This is a genomic window from Citrobacter sp. Cpo221 (genome assembly GCF_030332345.1).
Taxonomy (GTDB): domain Bacteria; phylum Pseudomonadota; class Gammaproteobacteria; order Enterobacterales; family Enterobacteriaceae; genus Citrobacter; species Citrobacter portucalensis.
The window spans coordinates 137,853-157,392 of the sequence record NZ_JAOWIA010000052.1 but is presented as its reverse complement, the minus strand read 5'-3'; the positions used below and the strand labels follow the sequence as shown (position 1 = coordinate 157,392).

At 49.9% G+C, this 19,540-nt stretch carries 15 protein-coding genes; 5 read left to right on the top strand and 10 right to left on the bottom strand.

The window, feature by feature from the left end:
- Window positions 1-19: 19 nt before the first annotated feature.
- From OGY72_RS12615 to OGY72_RS12575, 9 genes are read right to left on the bottom strand one after another with little or no spacing between them, the layout of a single operon-like run.
- Window positions 20-379 (bottom strand): hypothetical protein, encoded by a 360-nt coding sequence (locus OGY72_RS12615; protein WP_003825861.1) that lies wholly within the window; start codon window positions 377-379, stop codon window positions 20-22.
- A complete protein-coding gene (locus OGY72_RS12610; RefSeq protein WP_032944769.1) occupies window positions 363-887 on the bottom strand; it encodes a chemotaxis protein CheW in 525 nt (174 codons plus the stop codon). The genes OGY72_RS12615 and OGY72_RS12610 overlap by 17 nt, the downstream gene beginning before the upstream one ends.
- Before the next feature lie 11 nt (window positions 888-898).
- Window positions 899-2,575, bottom strand: coding sequence for a diguanylate cyclase (locus OGY72_RS12605; protein ID WP_286547822.1), 1,677 nt, complete (start codon window positions 2,573-2,575; stop codon window positions 899-901).
- Between the two features lie 17 nt (window positions 2,576-2,592).
- Window positions 2,593-2,952, bottom strand: a complete 360-nt coding sequence (locus OGY72_RS12600) for a response regulator (RefSeq protein WP_003825854.1) — start codon at window positions 2,950-2,952, stop codon at window positions 2,593-2,595.
- Window positions 2,953-2,974: 22 nt separating this feature from the next.
- Window positions 2,975-5,107 (bottom strand): hybrid sensor histidine kinase/response regulator, encoded by a 2,133-nt coding sequence (locus OGY72_RS12595; RefSeq protein WP_286547821.1) that lies wholly within the window; start codon window positions 5,105-5,107, stop codon window positions 2,975-2,977.
- A gap of 11 nt (window positions 5,108-5,118) precedes the next feature.
- Complete coding sequence (locus tag OGY72_RS12590; protein WP_286547820.1) at window positions 5,119-6,531, bottom strand: CheR family methyltransferase; 1,413 nt, start codon at window positions 6,529-6,531, stop codon at window positions 5,119-5,121.
- Entirely contained in the window at window positions 6,528-7,595 is a 1,068-nt protein-coding gene (locus OGY72_RS12585; protein WP_003825849.1) for a chemotaxis protein CheB, read from the bottom strand. Before OGY72_RS12585 ends, OGY72_RS12590 begins: the two co-directional genes overlap by 4 nt.
- Entirely contained in the window at window positions 7,592-9,682 is a 2,091-nt protein-coding gene (locus OGY72_RS12580; protein WP_063940964.1) for a methyl-accepting chemotaxis protein, read from the bottom strand. The genes OGY72_RS12585 and OGY72_RS12580 overlap by 4 nt, the downstream gene beginning before the upstream one ends.
- A 45-nt stretch (window positions 9,683-9,727) precedes the next feature.
- Window positions 9,728-11,938 carry a sensor domain-containing phosphodiesterase gene (locus OGY72_RS12575; protein ID WP_003825844.1) on the bottom strand — a complete coding sequence of 737 codons (2,211 nt, stop codon included), beginning with the start codon at window positions 11,936-11,938 and terminating at the stop codon, window positions 9,728-9,730.
- Window positions 11,939-12,548: 610 nt separating this feature from the next.
- Between OGY72_RS12575 and OGY72_RS12570 the strand changes: the two genes are divergently transcribed.
- From OGY72_RS12570 to lapD, 5 genes are read left to right on the top strand one after another with little or no spacing between them, the layout of a single operon-like run.
- Window positions 12,549-14,741: a putative bifunctional diguanylate cyclase/phosphodiesterase gene (locus OGY72_RS12570; protein WP_149281311.1), complete on the top strand. Its 2,193-nt coding sequence runs from the start codon at window positions 12,549-12,551 to the stop codon at window positions 14,739-14,741.
- Window positions 14,734-15,666, top strand: a complete 933-nt coding sequence (locus tag OGY72_RS12565) for a transporter substrate-binding domain-containing protein (RefSeq protein WP_149281310.1) — start codon at window positions 14,734-14,736, stop codon at window positions 15,664-15,666. Before OGY72_RS12570 ends, OGY72_RS12565 begins: the two co-directional genes overlap by 8 nt.
- Window positions 15,650-16,543, top strand: a complete 894-nt coding sequence (locus tag OGY72_RS12560) for a transporter substrate-binding domain-containing protein (protein ID WP_286547819.1) — start codon at window positions 15,650-15,652, stop codon at window positions 16,541-16,543. Before OGY72_RS12565 ends, OGY72_RS12560 begins: the two co-directional genes overlap by 17 nt.
- 2 nt (window positions 16,544-16,545) lie before the next feature.
- Window positions 16,546-17,238 carry a cysteine protease LapG gene (lapG, locus tag OGY72_RS12555; RefSeq protein ID WP_032934107.1) on the top strand — a complete coding sequence of 231 codons (693 nt, stop codon included), beginning with the start codon at window positions 16,546-16,548 and terminating at the stop codon, window positions 17,236-17,238.
- A gap of 9 nt (window positions 17,239-17,247) precedes the next feature.
- On the top strand, window positions 17,248-19,182 hold the full coding sequence (gene lapD, locus OGY72_RS12550) for a cyclic di-GMP receptor LapD (RefSeq protein WP_149281309.1): 1,935 nt from the start codon (window positions 17,248-17,250) through the stop codon (window positions 19,180-19,182).
- 77 nt (window positions 19,183-19,259) lie between these two features.
- On the opposite strand, the gene OGY72_RS12545 is transcribed toward lapD, so the two are convergent.
- Window positions 19,260-19,535: a hypothetical protein gene (locus OGY72_RS12545; protein WP_008785658.1), complete on the bottom strand. Its 276-nt coding sequence runs from the start codon at window positions 19,533-19,535 to the stop codon at window positions 19,260-19,262.
- Window positions 19,536-19,540: the final 5 nt, after the last annotated feature.

Genomic DNA, 19,540 nt, shown 5'->3' with positions numbered 1-19,540 from the left:
TTAAAGCTCCCGCAGCGTGTCAGCGCCAGCTTAATAGCGGGCTAAACGCCTCGCGGCCCACCAGGGCACGAAGCGCAGGTAGATGACAGTTACGCGCCAGAAGCGGAGGTACGGCAAAAATAATGTCGCCGGAGAGCATCACATTCTCAAGTTGTCCCCATAGGTACCAGCCGGTTTCAACGCCACTGTCAGGGACGCGCAAATGCAAATGCCATCCCTCCTGCGGCTCATCCGCAATCCCCAGCCACTGGCTAAATCGGGGGATTTCAGGCACAACCTGAGTCACTAACGAGCACACACCAACCTGGTTTGCCGGTATATACAACGTTAGCGCTCCCAAAGTAATACGTACCGCCGCCAAATTAGTGGGAGCCGTCATAACCGCTGGTCTCCTGATAACGCTCAAAGACCAGATTCAGATCGAGCAGCGTGTACCAGGTTTCCATCACGTTAACCACCCCCACAGCGATGCTTTGTAACGCCGGGGGCAACGAATCTCCTGGCAAATGAATTTGGCTTTCGGCGACTTCCAACACATCAATCAATTTATCTATCAGGATCCCACTTTGCATTTTCTCGGCGCATCCAATCAGAATAGTGCGCTTACCTGCCGAATTAACGGTAGGTTTATCGATCAGGCTGTCCAGTCTCATCACCGATTCCACCCGTCCACGATAGTTGATGACCCCTTCAAGCATTGGCGCACAACAGGGAACCCAGGAGATCGGGCGCTCAGCAAGGATCTCTTTAATTTGCGCCCCATAGAAGGCAAAATTTTTACCCGCCAGTTGAAATAACACCAGCGTACGCTGGGGTTCATCAACGTTTTCACACTCCGGCTTTTCACCATGGTTCAGCGCAAGAATCTGCTCCAGCTGTTGGCTCATATTGACTCCTTTTACTCGGCAATGCAGAAAGTGTTACGGCCATTTTGCTTCGCGGCATACAGCGCCTGATCGGCACGTTCGCGTAGCGTTTCAATCCGATCGCCAAACTGCCACTGGGCAATGCCCGCGCTGAAGGTGCTGTGAAAACTGGCATCGTTAACGGAAAATGTGACCTGCTCGTAATCCTTGCGCAATCGTTCGACCACGCGCGCGGCCTTGTCACTGCTGGTGTTGGGCATAATGATGACAAACTCTTCACCACCATAACGGCCAACGATATCGGTGCTGCGTAAGCGATGGGAAAACAACTGCGAAATACCGACAATGACCTGATCGCCGACCGCATGGCCGTAGGTATCGTTAATACTTTTAAAGCGATCCAGGTCCACCATCACCATACAAAACGGGTTGCCGCTGTAGTTCGACTCGGCAATCGCGCTTTTGAGAAAATGGGTGGTCGTTGAGTGGTTATATAACCCGCTCAGGCTGTCCTGCGACATGCGGGCACGCAGGACGCGCATTCTTTCCGCGCGAATCGATACGGCGCGGATCAGCTCCTCAGGGTCGCTCTGTTTGAGGATAAAATCCTCCGCGCCGATGCTCATTGCTCCCAACTGCGCATGCTTGTTGGTCTCGCTGGAGAGATAGGCGATAGGCAGGCCAATATGCTGCGGTATTTGGCGAATCAGTTTTGTCAGTTCCTCACCGCTGAACTCTGGCATGTGATAATCCATCAACACCAGATCGATCGGCTGCGCATTCAGTACATGCAGTAGATAGTGAGGTTTTTCCAGCACATGCACTTCCATACCCGCCAAGCGCAGCATCTCCGCGTTGTATTCCGCCACCGCGGGTTCGTCATCGATCAACAATACCTGGTAAGGCTTTTTCAGCGACGGTTGAGTCAGGCGATGAAGTTCCTGGACTAAATCGGTGATAGAGGCAGGTTTTACGTAGTAGCCATCACAGCCAGATTTGATGGCGTTGACGCGGGCATTGAAATCGCTATGACACGAGAGAAACAGCACAGGGAAAGGTTTGCCCACTTTTTGTTTCAAATCCGACATTGCCAGCGGTCCACCGTAGGCGTTGTCCGGAAAGCTAACATCCATAATCACCACGGCGGGCGGTTGCGACAATACGGCCTGAGTGAAATCCTGCGTGTTCGCGAACACATGGCAGGTAAAACCAAAACAGCGCAGTTGGGTCGCGAGAAGCTCGACCTGGTCAATATCATCATCACACAGGTAGATAGGCTTACTGGCCCGCCGAACATATCCCTCTTCCGGGCGCTGCGCGGTGATCGGTAATGTGAACTCCGTATCGCTGATACGATGTTCAAGATTGAGCTGCTCCTGGGTCAGGGTGTACAACCACCTGATGATTCGCCGCAGCTCATCGTAATGCAATGTGCTTTGCTCTGTTTCCGGCTCTGTTAGTAAACGCTCACCTTCTGCTGAGGCATTCGCCAGCGGGCTAAAGCCAAAGGACCCTGCCGAACCGTGAATACTGTGCAGCAGGATATGTAGCTGTTTGCGACAGGCTTCGCTAGGCTCTGCGACCAGTTGAACGAGTAATCTTTCCGCTTGTGCCAGCATGTCGGGAATTCGGCGTAGAAACCCCTGCCGCAAACGCGCTATTTTTTCCTGCGCTGCCGCCATCGCTATATGCTTATTTTCTTGTTTCATCAAACACGTAGGCTTATTCAGTTAATCGCAGATGGTTGCAGTAGCGCATTGACAGCAGCCCCCAGATTTTCCGCGAGGTTTTCATCTTTTTTCACCCAACGGTCGTACAGAGCGTCGCTGCCCGTTACTTCATTGGCACTCAGTAAAATAAAAGGCTTAGCCCAATCCTGAGCGCGTAACAGCGCCAGCAAATCCAACCCACTGATCTCTGGCATATGCAGATCGCTAATCACCAGGTCGATGCTGTTATCCGAGTCCAGGCATGCCAGGGCGGAAATCGCGCTTTCCACAATCACCACATCGTAGCCGTCCATTTGCAAAAATATGGATGCCAGTTCAGCCGCAAAAAGATCATCATCAACTAATAAAATTCGCATTTTCTCTCTCGATTTTGCGCCATCAGCACAAAAGCATTTTTAATGTTTTTATCAAACTGTCCTGCTCGAAATCGCCCTTGGCGATGTAGGCATCCGCGCCCACCTGAATCCCCCGTCGCCGGTCCTCTTCCTTCGCGCGGGACGTCACGATGATGATTGGCGTATGCTGGTAGTTTTTCTCCCCACGCAACGATTTGGTGAAGGTGAAACCATCCATAAACGGCATTTCGACATCCGTCAGTACGGCATCAAACTGGGTCAGTTTCGCTTTTTGCAGCCCCGACAGCCCGTCTTCTGCCAGTGTCACCTGATAGCCGTGCGCTTCCAGCACGTTCTTTTCTATCTCACGGGTATTCAATGAGTCATCGACCACCAGCACATGCCATGCATCCTGCGTTACGCTCGTGGCGGGCGCTGGTGTACTGGTTTGCCGTGATTGTTGCGCCATCGCCATCAGCGCAGGAACGTGCAGGATGCTGACCAGTTGGTTATCCGGTGTTTGTACCATCCCGGAGACCAGCGACTGCTGTTGCATATGCTTCGGTAACGGTTTGATCATCATCTTGCGTTCATCGAGGAGCTTATCCACTTGCAGCGCCATTTTGCTGTACTGGTTCTGCACCACGATTAATCGCTGTCCAGGCGTTGAAAAGCTGCTCTGGCGTTCATGAATGCCCAGCAAGCTGCCTACGCAAACCACCGGGATAAACTCGTTATGCAAGATAATGGCAGGACGTCCGGCGATATCGCTGATCCCCTGAGCAGTGCATTCCACTACCTCAACCACATACTGCGCAGCCAGTCCAAACAGGTGTCCCTGCTCTTCAAATTGCAGAATCCGCATCATGGTTAACGAAACAGGCAACCGCAGGTTAAAGCTGGTTCCGACTCCCGGACGGCTATAAACCTGCAAATCGCCTTGCAGGTCTGTCACCACCGTTTTGCGCACCACATCAAGACCAACGCCGCGACCAGAAAGCTCGGAGACGATCTTGCTGGTCGAAAAGCCGGGATGAAAAATCAGCTCATTGCATTCCTGCTCGGAGAGCTGCCCGACCATTGAAGCGGGAACAAGACCTTTACTGACCGCCTTCGCGCTGATGGCCTCATAGTTCAGACCACGGCCATCATCTTCGATACGCAGTAGTATCCCGCTGCCGTCCTGCTGAGTAGTGATGGTAATCGTGCCGCGAGTGGATTTACCGAGCGCCAGACGTTCGTCGATCTCACCAATCCCGTGATCAACGGCATTACGCAGTAGATGCGTCAGCGACTCCGAAAGCCGATCAATGAGCTGGCGGTCGATTTCCACTTCTCCGCCAACAAAGCGGCACACCACCTGCTTGTTCAGTGTGGAAGCCAGTTCGCTGACCTGCAGTGAAATGGGTTCAAACAACGTTGAAAGTGGCAGCATACGGATCCGCGCCGCCACATCGTATAGTTCAAACATCTGCAAATGCTGGAGCTGAACGCTTTCTTTTAACTGGGCGCTAAAGTCGTGGATCTGCTGGCGAAGCTGTTCAGCGCTTAATCCCGGTAACCGTGGTACCAGTTGGCTCAGGTTTTGTATTTGCTGTTCCAGGCGATCATGTCCGGCGAGCACCTCCCCCAGAATGTCGATCAGGCCATCGAGCTTATTCAGCTTTACCCGAACGAAATCCGCCTGCTTAATACCGGCATCCATGCTGGAAGGTGTTGCAGGCGCTGGGACTACCGGTTTTTCTGTTGCCCCGGCAGTTTCGACAGTCAGCGTGATCTCTTCTCCCCGACTGGCGCGGGCAAGGCGTTCGCACAGCCCGGCATCCGCCGGTGGCAACTGATTATCCCCTTCGCTGACAAAAAGCTGGGTAAGCTGACCAGAAAGGTACTCCACAGACTCATGGATCAGATTGCCCAGCGCCCTGTCCGGCGTCAGTTTGTTATCACGTAGTTCACTCAATACATCTTCAAGATGATGCGTGACATCGGCAATGCTTTGCAGCTTCAGCATCCGCGCGCCCCCTTTCAGGGTATGCGCAGCGCGAAACATCTCACCTATCCAGGCGTCGGTATGTTCATCAGCGGAGAGGAGAAACGCCCCTTCGCTGATCGTCTGCAAATGACCTCTCCCTTCATCAATAAAGCGCAGAACGAATTTTTTCAGATCGATAGCCATAATCGCTCTTATTAGCCACTTTGATGGGCGAATTGCGCCAGTTGATGTTCACACAGGAAACGAAACGTATTGCCAGGAAATACCATTGGCAAACGCAGACGACAAACCGATGACGGATTGTTTATCTCGTCGTTCAGTAACTGCATCACCACACGATAAGTCCGTTGAGCAGGCTGGTATAACTCGCTTTGCCGGTACATTTCAGCCAGATAATAGTGTGCAGGCCAGTAGCCGGGTTCCTGATAAACCACCTGCTTGAACCAGGCGATGGCCTGCTGGGTCTGGTGTTGCCACATCATCGCCAGGCCGAGCAGCATTTTGGCCTCTGCCGACCACTCATCCTGTGCAAGGATTTGCTGCGCGTTTCCGGCTGTTTGAGAAAATTCACGCTGCTCGAGGGCAATAACCCCCTGGATCAGCAGCGCATCCTGATTACGGGGATCGTCACGTAATACACAGGCGATACACTTTTCAGCTTCAGAAAAACATTTTTCATCGAGGCTGGCGCGTGCTTTCTTCAGCCAGTCATTACTCTGCTGCGCCGTGGGCACCAGAGGAACCTGTTCAACCACCGTTCTCGGCTGCGGAATGCGCACCGCAACTCTGGGTACAGGCGCAGCCTTTGGCGCTTCACGATGGTGGCAAAAATAGAAAATCCCCTCTTCCTGCTCCAGCTTCAGAATGTCGAAATTGTTAGCCAGCGTTTCCGCATTGCCAAAAAATAAGGCTCCCTGCGGTTGCAACATCTTCAGCAAATTACTGTGCAGCTCGCGACGCGTTGGCGTATCAAAATAGATGGATACATTGCGCAGCAAAATGATGTCCACTTCCGGCAGTAACTGTTCTTTTATAATGTTGGTGCGATGGAAGGAGACCTTCTCACGGATCTCATCATGCAGCCGGTAGAGGTTTCCCGAGCGGGTGAAGTAGCGTTGCTGAATACTCGGGTCGACGCCACGAAACGAGTAGCTTGAATAGCAGGCGTTGCGGGCTTTTGCCAGGATTGCCGGGTCAATATCACAGCCGTAAATTTCGATGCGCTGGGCCATCCCGCCGAGGTATTTCTCATGCAGCTTGATCGCCAACGAGTAGGCTTCCTCTCCGGAAGAGCATCCGGCACTCAGAATACGCACCGGGCCGCTGCGCTGTTGCAACAGACGCGGGATCCATTTATCGCAGATTAAATCCAGCGTATCGCTTTCACGGAAAAAATAGGTTTCGTTAATCGTAATCAGCGTGATGAAACTATCCAACTCATTCTGCGAGCTACGCAGTTGTTCATAGTATTCATAGTAATCATTGATTTTTCGCTCGGCCATTCGCCGACCCAGCGCCGTTTTCAGCAATGCTTCCATGGCGTTATCGAAATGCAAACCGACCCGCTCTTTGATCAGGCGCGCATAGTCAGGAAGATTAGGGATCATGGCAATTTACTCTCAACATGCCCGTGGCAAGCCATCGAAAGCAGTACCGCAGCAAGACCATCCAGAGGGATCGTGCGGTGTATTAGTTGCTTGTCGATCGCGTTCTTATTCATACCGAATACCACCGAACTTTCTTCGTCCTGCGCCAGCGTTGTTCCGCCACGGCGGACAATAAGCTCAATGCCGCGGCAGCCATCGCTGCCCATGCCGGTCATAATCAGTCCGACGGCTTTTTCGCGAAACACCTCAGCCACCGACTCCAGCAACAGGTTGCAACTGGGATGGTAAACGTCGCTTTCCTGTCTTGGGATCGCCGCTAAACGCTGGTTGCTTTTGACGATCAGGTGCTGCTCCGGCGGCAATATATACACATACCCCGCTTCCACCCGATCGTCCTCCTGCGCCAGTCGCACCTTCAGATCGGTCACGCTATCCAGCCAATGCACCATATTTTTCGCGAAGCCATCGGCAATATGTTGGGCAATAAGTACCGGGCACGGGAACGTACCGGGTAGATCCTGCAACAGCTTACTGAGCGCCTGCGGCCCGCCCGTCGAACAGGCAATCGCCAGCACAAAGGGCCAGTCCTGTGGCGTTTTTACAACGTCTATCATCGGTCGTGCAGTGGGGATTACCGGTTCGCCTGGATAGCGTAATCCCTTGATATGTCGAATAACTTTCACACCGACCAATAATTCTACTTTACGATGCAAAGCATCCGTTGAGAGTGGTGAATCACTGCTATGGTGCAACACCGCCAACGCACCACGGGAAATGTAGTCATCATCCCATTGATTCTCTGGACAAAATCTCATGACAAGGATCGGGATTGCGCTGGTTGCCATGATCGTTTCCACGATCTCGACGTTATCGACGCTCGAAATATCCAGCGTCAGAATCAGCAGGTCAGGCATCAGCTGTTGCAACAGTCGGATCGCCTGCCTGCGATGGGCTACTTGCCCCACCACCTTAATGTGCGGGTGATCCTCCAGTTGCCTGACCAGCTCATTACGCGATGCGCTGCCCAGGTCGAGGATCAGCACCCGAATGTTGCTGCTATTCATGCATCTGTTTCCGTCAGTGTGAATGAGGACGAAGCCTCTTTCAGCGCTTTTGACAGTTGTGTCATATCCTGACTGACAACCAGAATGTCTTTGATAGATTGCGAGGTATAGTTACTGGCAACAACGATCTCACGCAGCGCCATCACCACCTGATTACTCGCCGTTTTCTGTTGCTGTGTTGATAGCGATATTTGCAGCGCTGCCGTCGAGGTTTGCTCGGCAGTCACAACAATATCGTTCAGGTGTTCGGCGCTGACTTTACAGGCAATTGCGCCCGCTTTAATGCTCTCGCCACCTTTTTCCGCGTTCAGAACCAGACGATTAATCGCGTTTTGGATCTCGCTGATCTTATTTTCAATTTCAACCGTCGATTCCGTCACCGAATCCGCCAGACGACGGATTTCAGCCGCCACAACCGAGAAACGCTTACCGGCTTCCCCGGCGCTGGCAGCTTCGAGCGCTGCGTTAAAGGCGATAAGTTTCGTCTGATCCGCGACGCTGTTAATGATCACCATCACGCGACTGATTTCCGTCGACTTATTACCGAGCATCATGATTTCACGCATGTTTTGCTGATTGTCGGTATCAATATCCGTCATACGCATCAGCAATTGCGACATCGACTCGGAGCCTTTATTGCAGTCCTCGAGCGTCTGGTTGGCAATATCCACAACCGCCCGTGAGTGTTCGGCTATCTGTGTCGATGAGGCAGACAGCTCTTCCATGGTGGAGGTAATTTCAGCTACTGAAGATGAGGTTTCCACGCTGGTTGATGCCTGCCCATCGACCGCTTCGGTAATATGCAAAGATGCCTGATGTACCGAATTTGCATGAGAAACCATACCGCCTACCAACGAGTGCAGACGCTGACGCATCATCTCCACCGCGCTCAGCAGTTCGCCTATCTCATCGTGGTGATCGACCTGAACATCTACCGTTAAGTCACCTTCGGCAATGGTTTGTGCAATCCCCAGGACACGGTTTAATCGCCGCGAGATCAGGAAACGACTGGCCACAGCAATCAGCAGTAAAATGATGGGCAGCAGCAGCGCGGTGAACAGCAGCAGACCGTTACGCACCAGATTGCTGCTCTTGGCGACATCATCAACATAGTTGGTGGTGGCGATTATCCAGTTAATCCCTTCAACGTATTCATAAACGGCAACTTTGGTCTTCGGCAATGCGCCATAACCGCTCACCCAGTTGTAGTAAGTGATGCCATTCTTGTGTTCGAGCATGTCGGCAAACAGCTTAAAACCATTGGCATCGGTAATATTAATTGCCTGCTGGTTGCTCAACGAGGGATGGACCAACATACGACCGGGTTCAAATCCGGCATCCAGCACGTAGGCGTAGCCATCTTTACCAATATGCACATTCAACAAACGCTGAATGATCGGTTGCAAACTCTGTTTGACGTCGAAACCCACCGCGACGGCCCCCACCACCTGACCATATTTGTCAGCAATCGGTTCGTAGTGACTAATAAACTGTTTACCGAACAGTGTGACCACACCGGAAAAGGGTTTATTTTTCAAAAGCAGCGGCAACGCCGGATTATCATGCCCTAGTGCTGTTGCCGTTGCCGTATTGCCTGAACTCGCCAGTAACGTACTGCTGACACGTACAAATTGCTCGCCTTGCAGAATAAACGTACTGGCAAATACGCTGGTTAACTCGGTGAAATGTGAGTTGGTATTCGGGTTGCTCAGCACCGCTTTTAATTCAGTAGAGTCCATATAACGCAGCGGTTTATTGGCAACGTTTTGATAATTATTAATATAAACATTGCTGTAATGTTCCGCATCGCGAGTCACACGCTGAAACTCGTTAGAAATACTGTTGTGGAATATCCGCGTGTTGGTTTTAATCATCTCCAGCGCATTGACCTGCAATTCTCTGGAAAGATAAGACGATAATATAAAAGAGGCGCCAATCAGCAACGTTGCGATACAAACAACCAAAATCATACCGAGCTTCATCGCCACACCGGGATGGATGTTGTGCAGCCAGGACAATAGTCGAGCGCGCGGTCCCTCACTAGTGGTATTCGCCGTTCGATTTTTTACTTTAATAATGTCACTCATGATTTTTATTCTCTACCTGAGAAGAAATTACTCTTTTTTTGGTCATCAGGAGCTAGCGCCCTGTGATTCGAGCGTGAACAGCGGCGTAGGTTTGCCAATGTGATATCCCTGTAACCAGCCCACATTCATTTTTTCCAGACAGGCCTGAATAGTGGCGTTCTCGACAAATTCAGCGACCACCTGCATTTTTTTCATTTCAGCAACGCGGCAAAATGACTCAACGATGTAGTAACTAATTTCACTTTCGGTGATCCGTCGAATAAACGAGCCATCTATTTTCAGGATATCTGCTTCGATGTTCATCAAGCGCGCATGACTCGCAAACCCGGTGCCAAAGTCATCAATTGCCACCCGACATCCCAGCTGACGTATTAAACGTAGCGTTTCCACGGTTTGTTCTTTGTCTGATAACGTATCTGCTTCCGTTATTTCAAAAATAATCCGCTGTGGCTCCACCGCGTAGTCGTGCAGGAGTTGGGTGATCTTCATGACAATATTTGAACGACATACCGTCACCGGTGCCAGGTTAATAGAAAAACAATGCTGCGGGTGGTTACGCATAAATTTGAGGGTATTTTCGATAACCCAGAGATCGATATCCGGTGCCAGCCCCGCATCATGAGCAACCGGCAGGAAACTGTTCGGTGGAATAAATTCACCCCGTTCATTAAGCATACGGATCAATATTTCATGATACGGCGCTTCACCGTGGGTACTAACTATTGGCTGTGCCATCAGGACAAACGCATTGTTATCCAGCGCATTTTGCAGCGCAGTGCGAATTTCTGTTTTATCAACAATGTGGTTGCCAAGGATCCGGCTATGCTGCGCCTCAAGGTTTTCCGGCCTGCCGTTGGTGAGTGATAAACCCGCCACCATGCCCAGTTTCCCCACCAGCTGATAAATGTCATCACTCAGATCGTTAATCAGGCAATAGCCCAAACCACTGCGAAAACCCAATCGATGGTTGTTGTAAAAGAGACGAAAACTGTTGGCGGCCTGATACAGATCGCATAGCCGCTCCCAGGTGCCATTTTCCAGCCGGATGAGCAGATCATAACCCGCGTGGTAATAGACTTTCTCGCTTTTCACCAGATGTCTGCGCAAATGCTCAGCAAGGATCTTCTGGTAGCGGGCGCGGAAATGAAAACCATAGCGACGCGAAAAAAGCTCCAGCTCAGGGATCTGTATCAGACATACGGTCGCGCGTTCAGTGGTAAATAGCTCCGTCTTCAGCGCCCGTAAATTTGCCATGCCTGTCATCGGGTCAGTCAGCCCCAGCAGCAGCGCCTGGTTAAAGCGCTGGCGGGTAAATTTTGCCAGTACCCCCATGATCACAATGGTGAGTGAAAAGACAAAGATCAACGTCGAAACCAGCGCCTGATGCAGCATGAAGTTAACATCGCTGGCGATATAGCTGTCGTTATGTTTGCCTAAGATGATTAATACGATCGTCCACACCAGCATTGTGAACAAGTGGCCAATCTTGATTGCTCCCCATAACATCAACGGGAATAACAGGATCAGGCTATAGATAGAGAAAAAAACATCCAAATTATCCGGTGATGTTAAGAAAAACATCAGAAAAAACAGCAAGATGCACCAGGATACAACGCCGTAGACGCCGATATTGCCTTTACACTGTTCGGCAATGGCCCGCAGAAAGGTCAACAGGAAAGACGGTCGACGAATGATGCGGTAAATCTTGTAAAATAAAGGGATCCCCGTCAGGCAACCGTTGATGATCCCCTGAATACGTACCAGCATGCCCAGACTCAACGCCGGAATGTTATCCACATCGGGGCGTTGTCCGTGGGCGACAAACATTGCAAAGAGTTTGCTGAACACCAGATACAGCAGGACGTTGTAGCCACAAAGCCAAACCAGGCGATTAAAGCTAATTTTGATGCGACCAAAGCTAACGCAGCTGCGTCTGCCGGTGAATTTGCGGTACGCTGCATAACTTAAGGTCGACGCGATGATCAGGCACAACGCATCTACCCGTTCATTTTGCGGACCGACCACAAACATGACCGTCAGGAACAGAAGAAATCCCGGCAACACCCGAAAACCAAACAAGACCAATGCGGCAGAAAATACGGCTAGCTTGAGATCGTAAACTGTTAAAATAGTATTATTGAGAACGCTGTAACCGTTAAGATATTGTGCCAGCGGGTAAAAAAGGCCAGGTAAGACAAGTGGCAGGCACCATTCCCGAATGTTTTTTATCGTGTTTGAATTTATTATTGCGTCCAAATCAATTTATCCGCTATGCACTATACCAATAGGACTTTAATCCAGACTCGAATGTCACAAACAAATCCTTTTGGGTCAGCCGATGAACCATAGCAAAATTGTCAACATTGACCGCGCACTGAGAAAATAAAATAAGGTTCTATAATGAAGAGAGCATATTATTCATATCAAATCAGGAAATAAATACCCATTTATAGACAAAAATGGACATCCTGTGGGGATGAAATCACTAAAACGCCTGTCCGAAAAACCGCTAATTCATTGATGTTTCGCAAAAAACAAAAAAACCTTTGTCAGTTTACCAACACCTCCAACCAGTACGTATAAAAAATCTTCTCAAGCACCATGAATGTCAACATTAATATCCTGAAAGGGACATTCAGAAAATGTATTTTTATGTACACTTTTTCCTATTGACGAAAAGAGCAGCGTTATCTATATTCGCATACCGTTATTTTTGTCATTACTCGCCATGGTTCAATGTTAGTTATTTGTTACGTCATTACGTTTCACATCTTTCATCTACTTATTAGCAACAATAATATTCCATCAAGTAATAACAGAAATTAATTTTAGCACCGAATAATCTTTTCAGGAATTAACATAATCCGTGGCAAAGTCTCTGTTTTCCCTTAAAGCAATAAAAGGGTGGCAACATTCAATCACTGGCAAAATAACGCAATTCTTGCTGGCGGGTATCGTTATTGCGTTTAGTGCTGGCGCGTTTACCAACTGGAGCCTGATAGATAACTTTTCTTATCAGCAGTGGGTGCAACGGGCTGAGGCGAATGCACAGATTATGACCTACATCATCCGCAACGTGTATACCACCGTTTCGGTCGAAACCAGCGATGCAGGGCAGATATCCCGCATTGTCTCCGACAGACAGATTGGTGACACCGACTCTATTATGCAAACCGGTTATAACCCGGTTGACGTTCTGGCACTGGCATCAGTACAGACCCATAGCCCCACCTGGTTGTTTCTGTATACGCCGGAGAAAGGGTTTGTTGGCATCAACAACAAGTCAGAAGAGGGTGATGGGATCATCTCTTTCCCCGGTCGTCTGCCGCGCGATGTGCTAGGTAACTACTATGTTGGCTTCGCCCAAATTAATGGCGAAGAGTGCTTTATCAGCGCCGTTCCTATTCTGACGCCTTCAGGTGAGATCCTCGGTAGCCTGATTAGCAGCATTGGAAAAAAAAGCGATCTCTACGCCACCTACGATGCGATGCTGAAAAAAAGCAGTATTATTTTTGTCCTGATTTTGCTGGTAACGCTGGCACTGGTCACGATGTTTATGCGCCGTTTATTCCGTCCGGTTCCGCTGCTGATTAACTCCCTTACCCGCATCGCCCATGAAGAGACGGACTGTATAACGCCCTATCTTGATCAGGACGATGAGATTGGACATCTGGCCGGGGCGATTGAAAAATTGCGCGTCGCCATGAAAGAACGCGGCTATCTGCAACGAATGCATGAAATGTCGCAAAAGATGGAACATATGGCCCATCATGATTCACTGACCGGATTGCCCAACCGCGTTTCGTTTGGCCAGGCGTTAGATAAACGCGTCAGTGAAATCCATCAGGACGAAAAACCATTTAACCTGCTGTTGATTGACCTCGACAACTTCAAACCAGTAAACGACACCTTTGGTCATAAAGCGGGCGATGAGCTGTTAATCAGCGTTGCCCAGCGCCTGCAGCTCTTGCTGGGACCTAACGATATCACAGCGCGTCTGGGCGGTGATGAATTCGCCATTCTGCAACATGTCAGCGATAACGCCATCAAAGAAGCGAATCGGCTGGCGAAGCGGATTATTCGTGCGCTGAGCACCCCATTTACCTGGAGCACGCATACTTTTTCCATCAGCTGCAGTATCGGTATCACCACCGCGCCGTATCAGGGCAATAATACCTCGACGTTGATGATCAATGCCGACCTTGCCATGTACGCCTCAAAACATCATGGCCGCGGTTGCTTCCATTTCTTCGAAGACGGCATGGTGATGAAGCATACCCACAGCCTGTTTATTAATCAGGAAATCATCGATGGTATTGATAACAAGGAATTCGAGCTTCATTACCAGCCAATCATCAATCTGGAAGATGAAAGCGTGTATGGCTACGAATCGCTGATACGCTGGAATCATCCCACCAAGGGTCTGATTTATCCTGATTATTTTATCAACATCGCCGAGAACTCCGGTCTGATTGTCCGTTTGGGCGAATGGATTATTCGTCAGTCCTGTGAAGCCGCTGCCAAATGGCCGGAACGTATCAGGGTAGCCGTCAATATCTCGGCCTACCAGCTGCACAGTCCGGGGCTGGTTGACGTTATCAAAGATGCGTTACGCATTAGTCAACTTTCAGCCCAGCGCCTTGAAATAGAAATTACCGAATCCGAAAAGCTGGATAAGTCGATTGCCTTACCCGTGCTGCAAGAGATCCGCTCTCTGGGCATTGAAATCGCGATGGATGATTTAGGCACCGGCTACGCGGCACTGGATTATCTGCTGATCTATCCTTTTACCCGCATCAAGATTGCGCGCACGCTGGTCGACAAGCTTCAGCAAGATAATGCCAGTCAGTATTTGATTGTGATGCTGATTCAGTTTGCCCATAAGTACAATATGTCGGTCACCGCTGAAGGAGTAGAAACCGCGCAGCAGCGTGACATTCTGCGCGACATTGAGTGCCAGAATGTGCAGGGATATTTCTTTAGCTATCCGCTGCGCGAGCGTGAAGTGCTTTCCGCATTTGCCAAAGAGGTCATTGAAGAAGGACTGTGCAATGTCTGACTTCTTTCACCCGGTAAAGCGCATGTTGACGGTTTTTGCCCTGTTAATAGCGTTAGCAACGCCATGCTTAGCAGGCTCTCCCCTGCCGATACACACGCTGGAGCAGATCGCCAGCAAGAAAAGCATTACCCTTGGTTATCAGGATGATGCGTTTCCTTTCTCCTGGCAGAATGGCAACGTACCTGCCGGCTATTCCATTGATATTTGCAACAGTATCGTCAGCGCGCTCAAGACAAAACTTCAGCTTAAAAAGCTGAAGGTCGAGTGGATAAAAGCTAACTCGGCATCGCAGTTTGTCCTGATTAAAAATCACATGGCAGACATCATGTGTATCCCGGCCTTTTATTCAAAAAGTCGCCACAGCATTAGCGAGTTCTCGCTGCCGTTTTATTTTTCAAGCACCCGCTTCGTCATGCGTAAAAATGAAAGCAACGACAATCTGGCAGAGCTTTCCGGACATAGCGTACTGGTAAAAAGCGGCACGATTTACGTTGAGCAACTGCAAAAAGTGAATGCCGCCAATGACCTGGATATTAATATTCAACTCGATACCAACAACATTACCGCCTTCAATGAACTGAAGAATGGTGAGTATTCTGCACTGATCTCCAGTACGGTTTTACTCAAAGGGATGATCGCGCAAACGCCTAATCCTGATGACTATGAACTTTCCGATATTGCGCTCAGCACCCCGCTACCGGCGGGCTTGTTACTACCGTTACACGATAAAGAATTTAAAGAATTTGTTGATGACACGCTCTCTTCCCTGATGATCAGCAACGAATTTACTGCGCTGTACAAAAAATGGTTTCAGTCACCGATTCCGCCGAAAGCCATTAATTTAAACATTCCCATGTCAGATAACCTGAAAGCATTAACGTCTGCTAAAAAGAAGATCAGTTTTGATTATGAAAAATATAATTAATCGTGAGATGACAAGGGTGAAGCGTACGGCGCAATGGCTGTTTTTACTGGCAGGCCTCGTCATCTCCCCCGCACTGATGGCGCAACAGAACGCTGCGACGCTCGATCATATTCAGAGCAGCAGCGTGCTCAACGTGGGTTATCGCCAGCTGCCGCCATTTTCTTTTACTGACCACAATGGCAAAGTCACGGGTTATACCATCGCGGTATGCAACATGATTGCCGATAAGTTGCGCCAGTATCTGAAGCTCAACAATTTAACCATTCATTATATTCCCGTGAATTTTTCCGAACGTTTCTCCGCATTAAACTCGCGTAAAATAGATATGGACTGTGGCGTAAATACCAATGCGCCGGAGCGGACCTCCAGCGTGTCGTTTTCTGAAAACTATTACACCGCAAAGATGCGCATCATCTCATTACGTAAAAATAATATACAGTCAATTGCCGATCTTAAAGGTCGCACGGTGAGTCTGACCGGAAGCTCAAAAGATTTGCTGGAATTTAATAAAGCAAACAGAGAGCAACACCTTAATATTTCAACGATTACCAGCACCACCATAAAGGGCGCATTTGAGAAGATGGCGCATAATGAATCTGCTGCTTTCTTTGTTGATGATATTCTGGCCTGGCCGCTAATTAATCATAGCGAGCAACCTGAACTGTTCAGCGTCTCTTCTGAGAGCATCGGCAATGAGATGCACTATGCCATTATGATGAGGAAAAACGATCCGCAGTTTGTGACGTTTGTTAACAGTACGCTGAAAGATTTTTTTGCTTCGCCGGCCAACGTGCAATTACGTAAAAAGTGGTTGTCCCCCTGGTCCTGCGAAAAGCTGAAAAACCCGTCTCCGGGCAGTTGTCAGCATAGCCATTGAACATTATCCGCCGCTGCTTACGCCATCGCCTGCTGCGCCTGTGGAAAATCCCCGGGGCGCTGCTGCTATTGCTGTCAGTCCATTCGCTACGCGCGGCCTGGGATTTTGCCAATATTCAACAAAAGTCCGATGCGCTTTATGGCCCGGCTACACCAGAAGCGCAGCAACGAATCCGCGCCTGGCAACAGCTTCTGCTCCAGTTACGTAATGCTGACGAGCAAACGCAATTACGCGCTGTAAATCAATTTTTTAATGAGAAGATCCGCTATACCGAAGACATTGATGTCTGGCATAACGTCGATTACTGGGCAACCCCTATCGAGTCGCTGCGCAAAGGTGAGGCAGATTGTGAAGACTACGCGATCGCCAAATATTTCACCCTCCGCCAGTTGGGCGTATCCGAAGACAAACTTCGCATCACCTATGTTAAAGCCCTGCGTTTAAACCGCGCGCACATGGTGCTGACCTGGTACGCCACCCCTGAGGCGATTCCTTTGGTTCTCGACAGTCTGACCAGCACTATTTCTCCTGCGACGCAGCGCATGGATTTATTACCTGTCTACTCCTTTAACAACACCGGCCTTTGGCTTCCCGGCAATCAAAACAATAAACGCGTTGGGGACAGCAAGAGGCTTTCTCGCTGGCAGCAAGTTTTCACAAAAATGCGGGAAGAAGGCTTCCCGATGGATAAATAGGAATCGCCCGTGTCTCTTTTTAAACAGTTACTTCTGGCAATCTCTCTCTTTATGATGGTTGTGTTCAGCGGCAATTTTATTGTGACGCTGGAGAGTTCTCGCAATCAGTCCAATAACCAGCTCCTTTCACATGCCCAGGATGCCGCAACGGCGCTAGGCGTTTCGCTAACGCCCAACGTCAACGACCCGGCAATGATCGAGCTGATGGTCAGCTCCATTTTCGATAGCGGTTACTACAAAAAAATCCGCATCGTCGATCTGGCAAACGGCAAAATAATGCTTGAGCGTAGCGCGGTAGCGACAATTCCCAACGTCCCCGCTTGGTTCGTCGATCTGGTGGATGTCACCCCGCAAACTGGTGAAGCAACGATTATGCGCGGTTGGCAGCAGGCTGCTCGCGTGGAAGTGACCAGCGATCCTATCTTTGCCGTGCAGCGTCTGTGGGACAATACCTTAGGTAATCTGCTGTGGATGCTGTCCTGTAGCCTCGCCTGCTTAATCGCCGGCAGTTTGCTGCTACGCAAACTGCTGCGCCCGCTCAATTACATGGCAAAACAATCCGAAGCTATTACCCGTCGCGAGTTTCTGACACTCCACGAGTTACCCAAAACGCCGGAATTACGCCGCGTTGTAGGCGCCATGAATTTAATGGCAGCTAAGCTTAAATCGTTATTTGAAGAACAAGCTATCTACAGCGAACGCTTGCACAATGAAGCTTATCTCGACAGCCAGACCGGGGTTGCCAACCGCCGGGCATTCGATATGCAGCTCCAGGCGCGACTGAGTGATACCGATACGGCACCAGGATATCTGATGCTGGTTCGCGTTCAGGATTTAGGTGGCCTGAATCAGCGCTTTGGCGGACCGCATACTGATAAGCTGTTGCTCAACATCGCCAACCTGCTGAACGCGCACAGAGAAAAGTATGCCCCTCTCGACAGCACGCTCGCCCGCATTCGTGGCGGTGAGTTCGCCCTACTCTGCCCTGGCGTCACACATGGTGAGATGTTGGATTTATGCAATTCGCTGTGCCAAAAACTCACGGCCTTTTACGCCACCGGAATGTCAGACCAACAGCCGGTTGCCTATACCAGCATGGTGCCATTCAGCGCCGGAGAAAATGCTCAGTCATTGCTGATCCAGGCCGATCGCCTGCTGGTTGAAGCGGAAACACACACCAACCATCAGGTCGTTCCAACCACTGAAATACCTGCAGCTACAGAAGATCAGCATTTGTGGTTTGTTCGTCTGGAGCATGCGCTGGCAAATCAACAGTTCCAGCTGGTTTATCAGCCGGTGGTCGATTGCCGCCAGCCGGATAAAATCCTGCATTACAAGGTGCTGTCGCGCATTATTGATGAGCAGGGTAACGCTATTACCGCGGGGCGGTTCTTGCCCTGGATCCACCGCTTTGGCTGGAGTCATCGACTCGATAAAGTCATGTTGAAGCTCACATTGAACCAGTTGAAAACCGCGCCTGGAAAACTAGCGTTGAGTATCTCCGGCAGTTCTGTCGCCAGCGCGACCGCCATTGCAGACCTGCTCAATCCGTTACGGTACTCACCGAAATTAGCCAGCAAGCTGATTCTGGAACTGGATGAAAATCAGTTACCAGGCCCCCATCAGATGGCGGCATTTGTTAAAGCCGTAGGTCAGCATCGCTGCGCGCTGGGACTGCAACACTTCGGTAGCCGTTTCGATATGATCGGTCATCTGTCGCAATGGGGTCTTGCCTATCTGAAAATCGATAGCAGCTATATCCGCAAAATTGATGAGGAAAATGATAAGCGTTTGTTTATTGAAGTATTGTGCAGTGCCACGCGCAGTATTGATTTGCCGCTCATTGCCGAACGTGTTGAAACGGAAGGTGAGCTTATGGTGCTGCAAGAATTAGGGATTGATGGAGCAATGGGGCAATTATTAGGTGAGCCCGCGCCATTGTGATAAAACTGGCGTCTTGATACGCCTTTGTATAGCCGGATAGCGCTGCGCTTATCCGGCCTACAAATTGCCTGCATCAGCTAAAATATACGATCATCGTTGCCAAGCAGTTGTTCTAACCCGCCAAGTTCCTGGCGCGCGTTCGCGCGATTCATTAATTTAACCTGCGCCATCGGCGGAAGATCGGTAATGGCAATCACGCCTTTACGGATCAACAGGTAAATCAAATCGTCGAGCACGCGAACCATCTCCAGGTCGCTTTTTTGCAGCATCGCTAAAGCCTGCTGGTTGTCATTTTCAGGACTTTTTGCCACGCCTTCTGTCTGCACGTTTGCAGCAGATGAATCAGAATTCATATCAG

Bases quoted from the DNA above. Each gene is read 5' to 3' on its own strand.
- OGY72_RS12615 (WP_003825861.1), bottom strand. From the start codon at position 379: ATGACGGCTCCCACTAATTTGGCGGCGGTACGTATTACTTTGGGAGCG.
- OGY72_RS12610 (WP_032944769.1), bottom strand. From the start codon at position 887: ATGAGCCAACAGCTGGAGCAGATTCTTGCGCTGAACCATGGTGAAAAG.
- OGY72_RS12605 (WP_286547822.1), bottom strand. From the start codon at position 2,575: ATGAAACAAGAAAATAAGCATATAGCGATGGCGGCAGCGCAGGAAAAA.
- OGY72_RS12600 (WP_003825854.1), bottom strand. From the start codon at position 2,952: ATGCGAATTTTATTAGTTGATGATGATCTTTTTGCGGCTGAACTGGCA.
- OGY72_RS12595 (WP_286547821.1), bottom strand. From the start codon at position 5,107: ATGGCTATCGATCTGAAAAAATTCGTTCTGCGCTTTATTGATGAAGGG.
- OGY72_RS12590 (WP_286547820.1), bottom strand. From the start codon at position 6,531: ATGATCCCTAATCTTCCTGACTATGCGCGCCTGATCAAAGAGCGGGTC.
- OGY72_RS12585 (WP_003825849.1), bottom strand. From the start codon at position 7,595: ATGAATAGCAGCAACATTCGGGTGCTGATCCTCGACCTGGGCAGCGCA.
- OGY72_RS12580 (WP_063940964.1), bottom strand. From the start codon at position 9,682: ATGAGTGACATTATTAAAGTAAAAAATCGAACGGCGAATACCACTAGT.
- OGY72_RS12565 (WP_149281310.1), top strand. From the start codon at position 14,734: ATGTCTGACTTCTTTCACCCGGTAAAGCGCATGTTGACGGTTTTTGCC.
- OGY72_RS12560 (WP_286547819.1), top strand. From the start codon at position 15,650: ATGAAAAATATAATTAATCGTGAGATGACAAGGGTGAAGCGTACGGCG.
- OGY72_RS12545 (WP_008785658.1), bottom strand. From the start codon at position 19,535: ATGAATTCTGATTCATCTGCTGCAAACGTGCAGACAGAAGGCGTGGCA.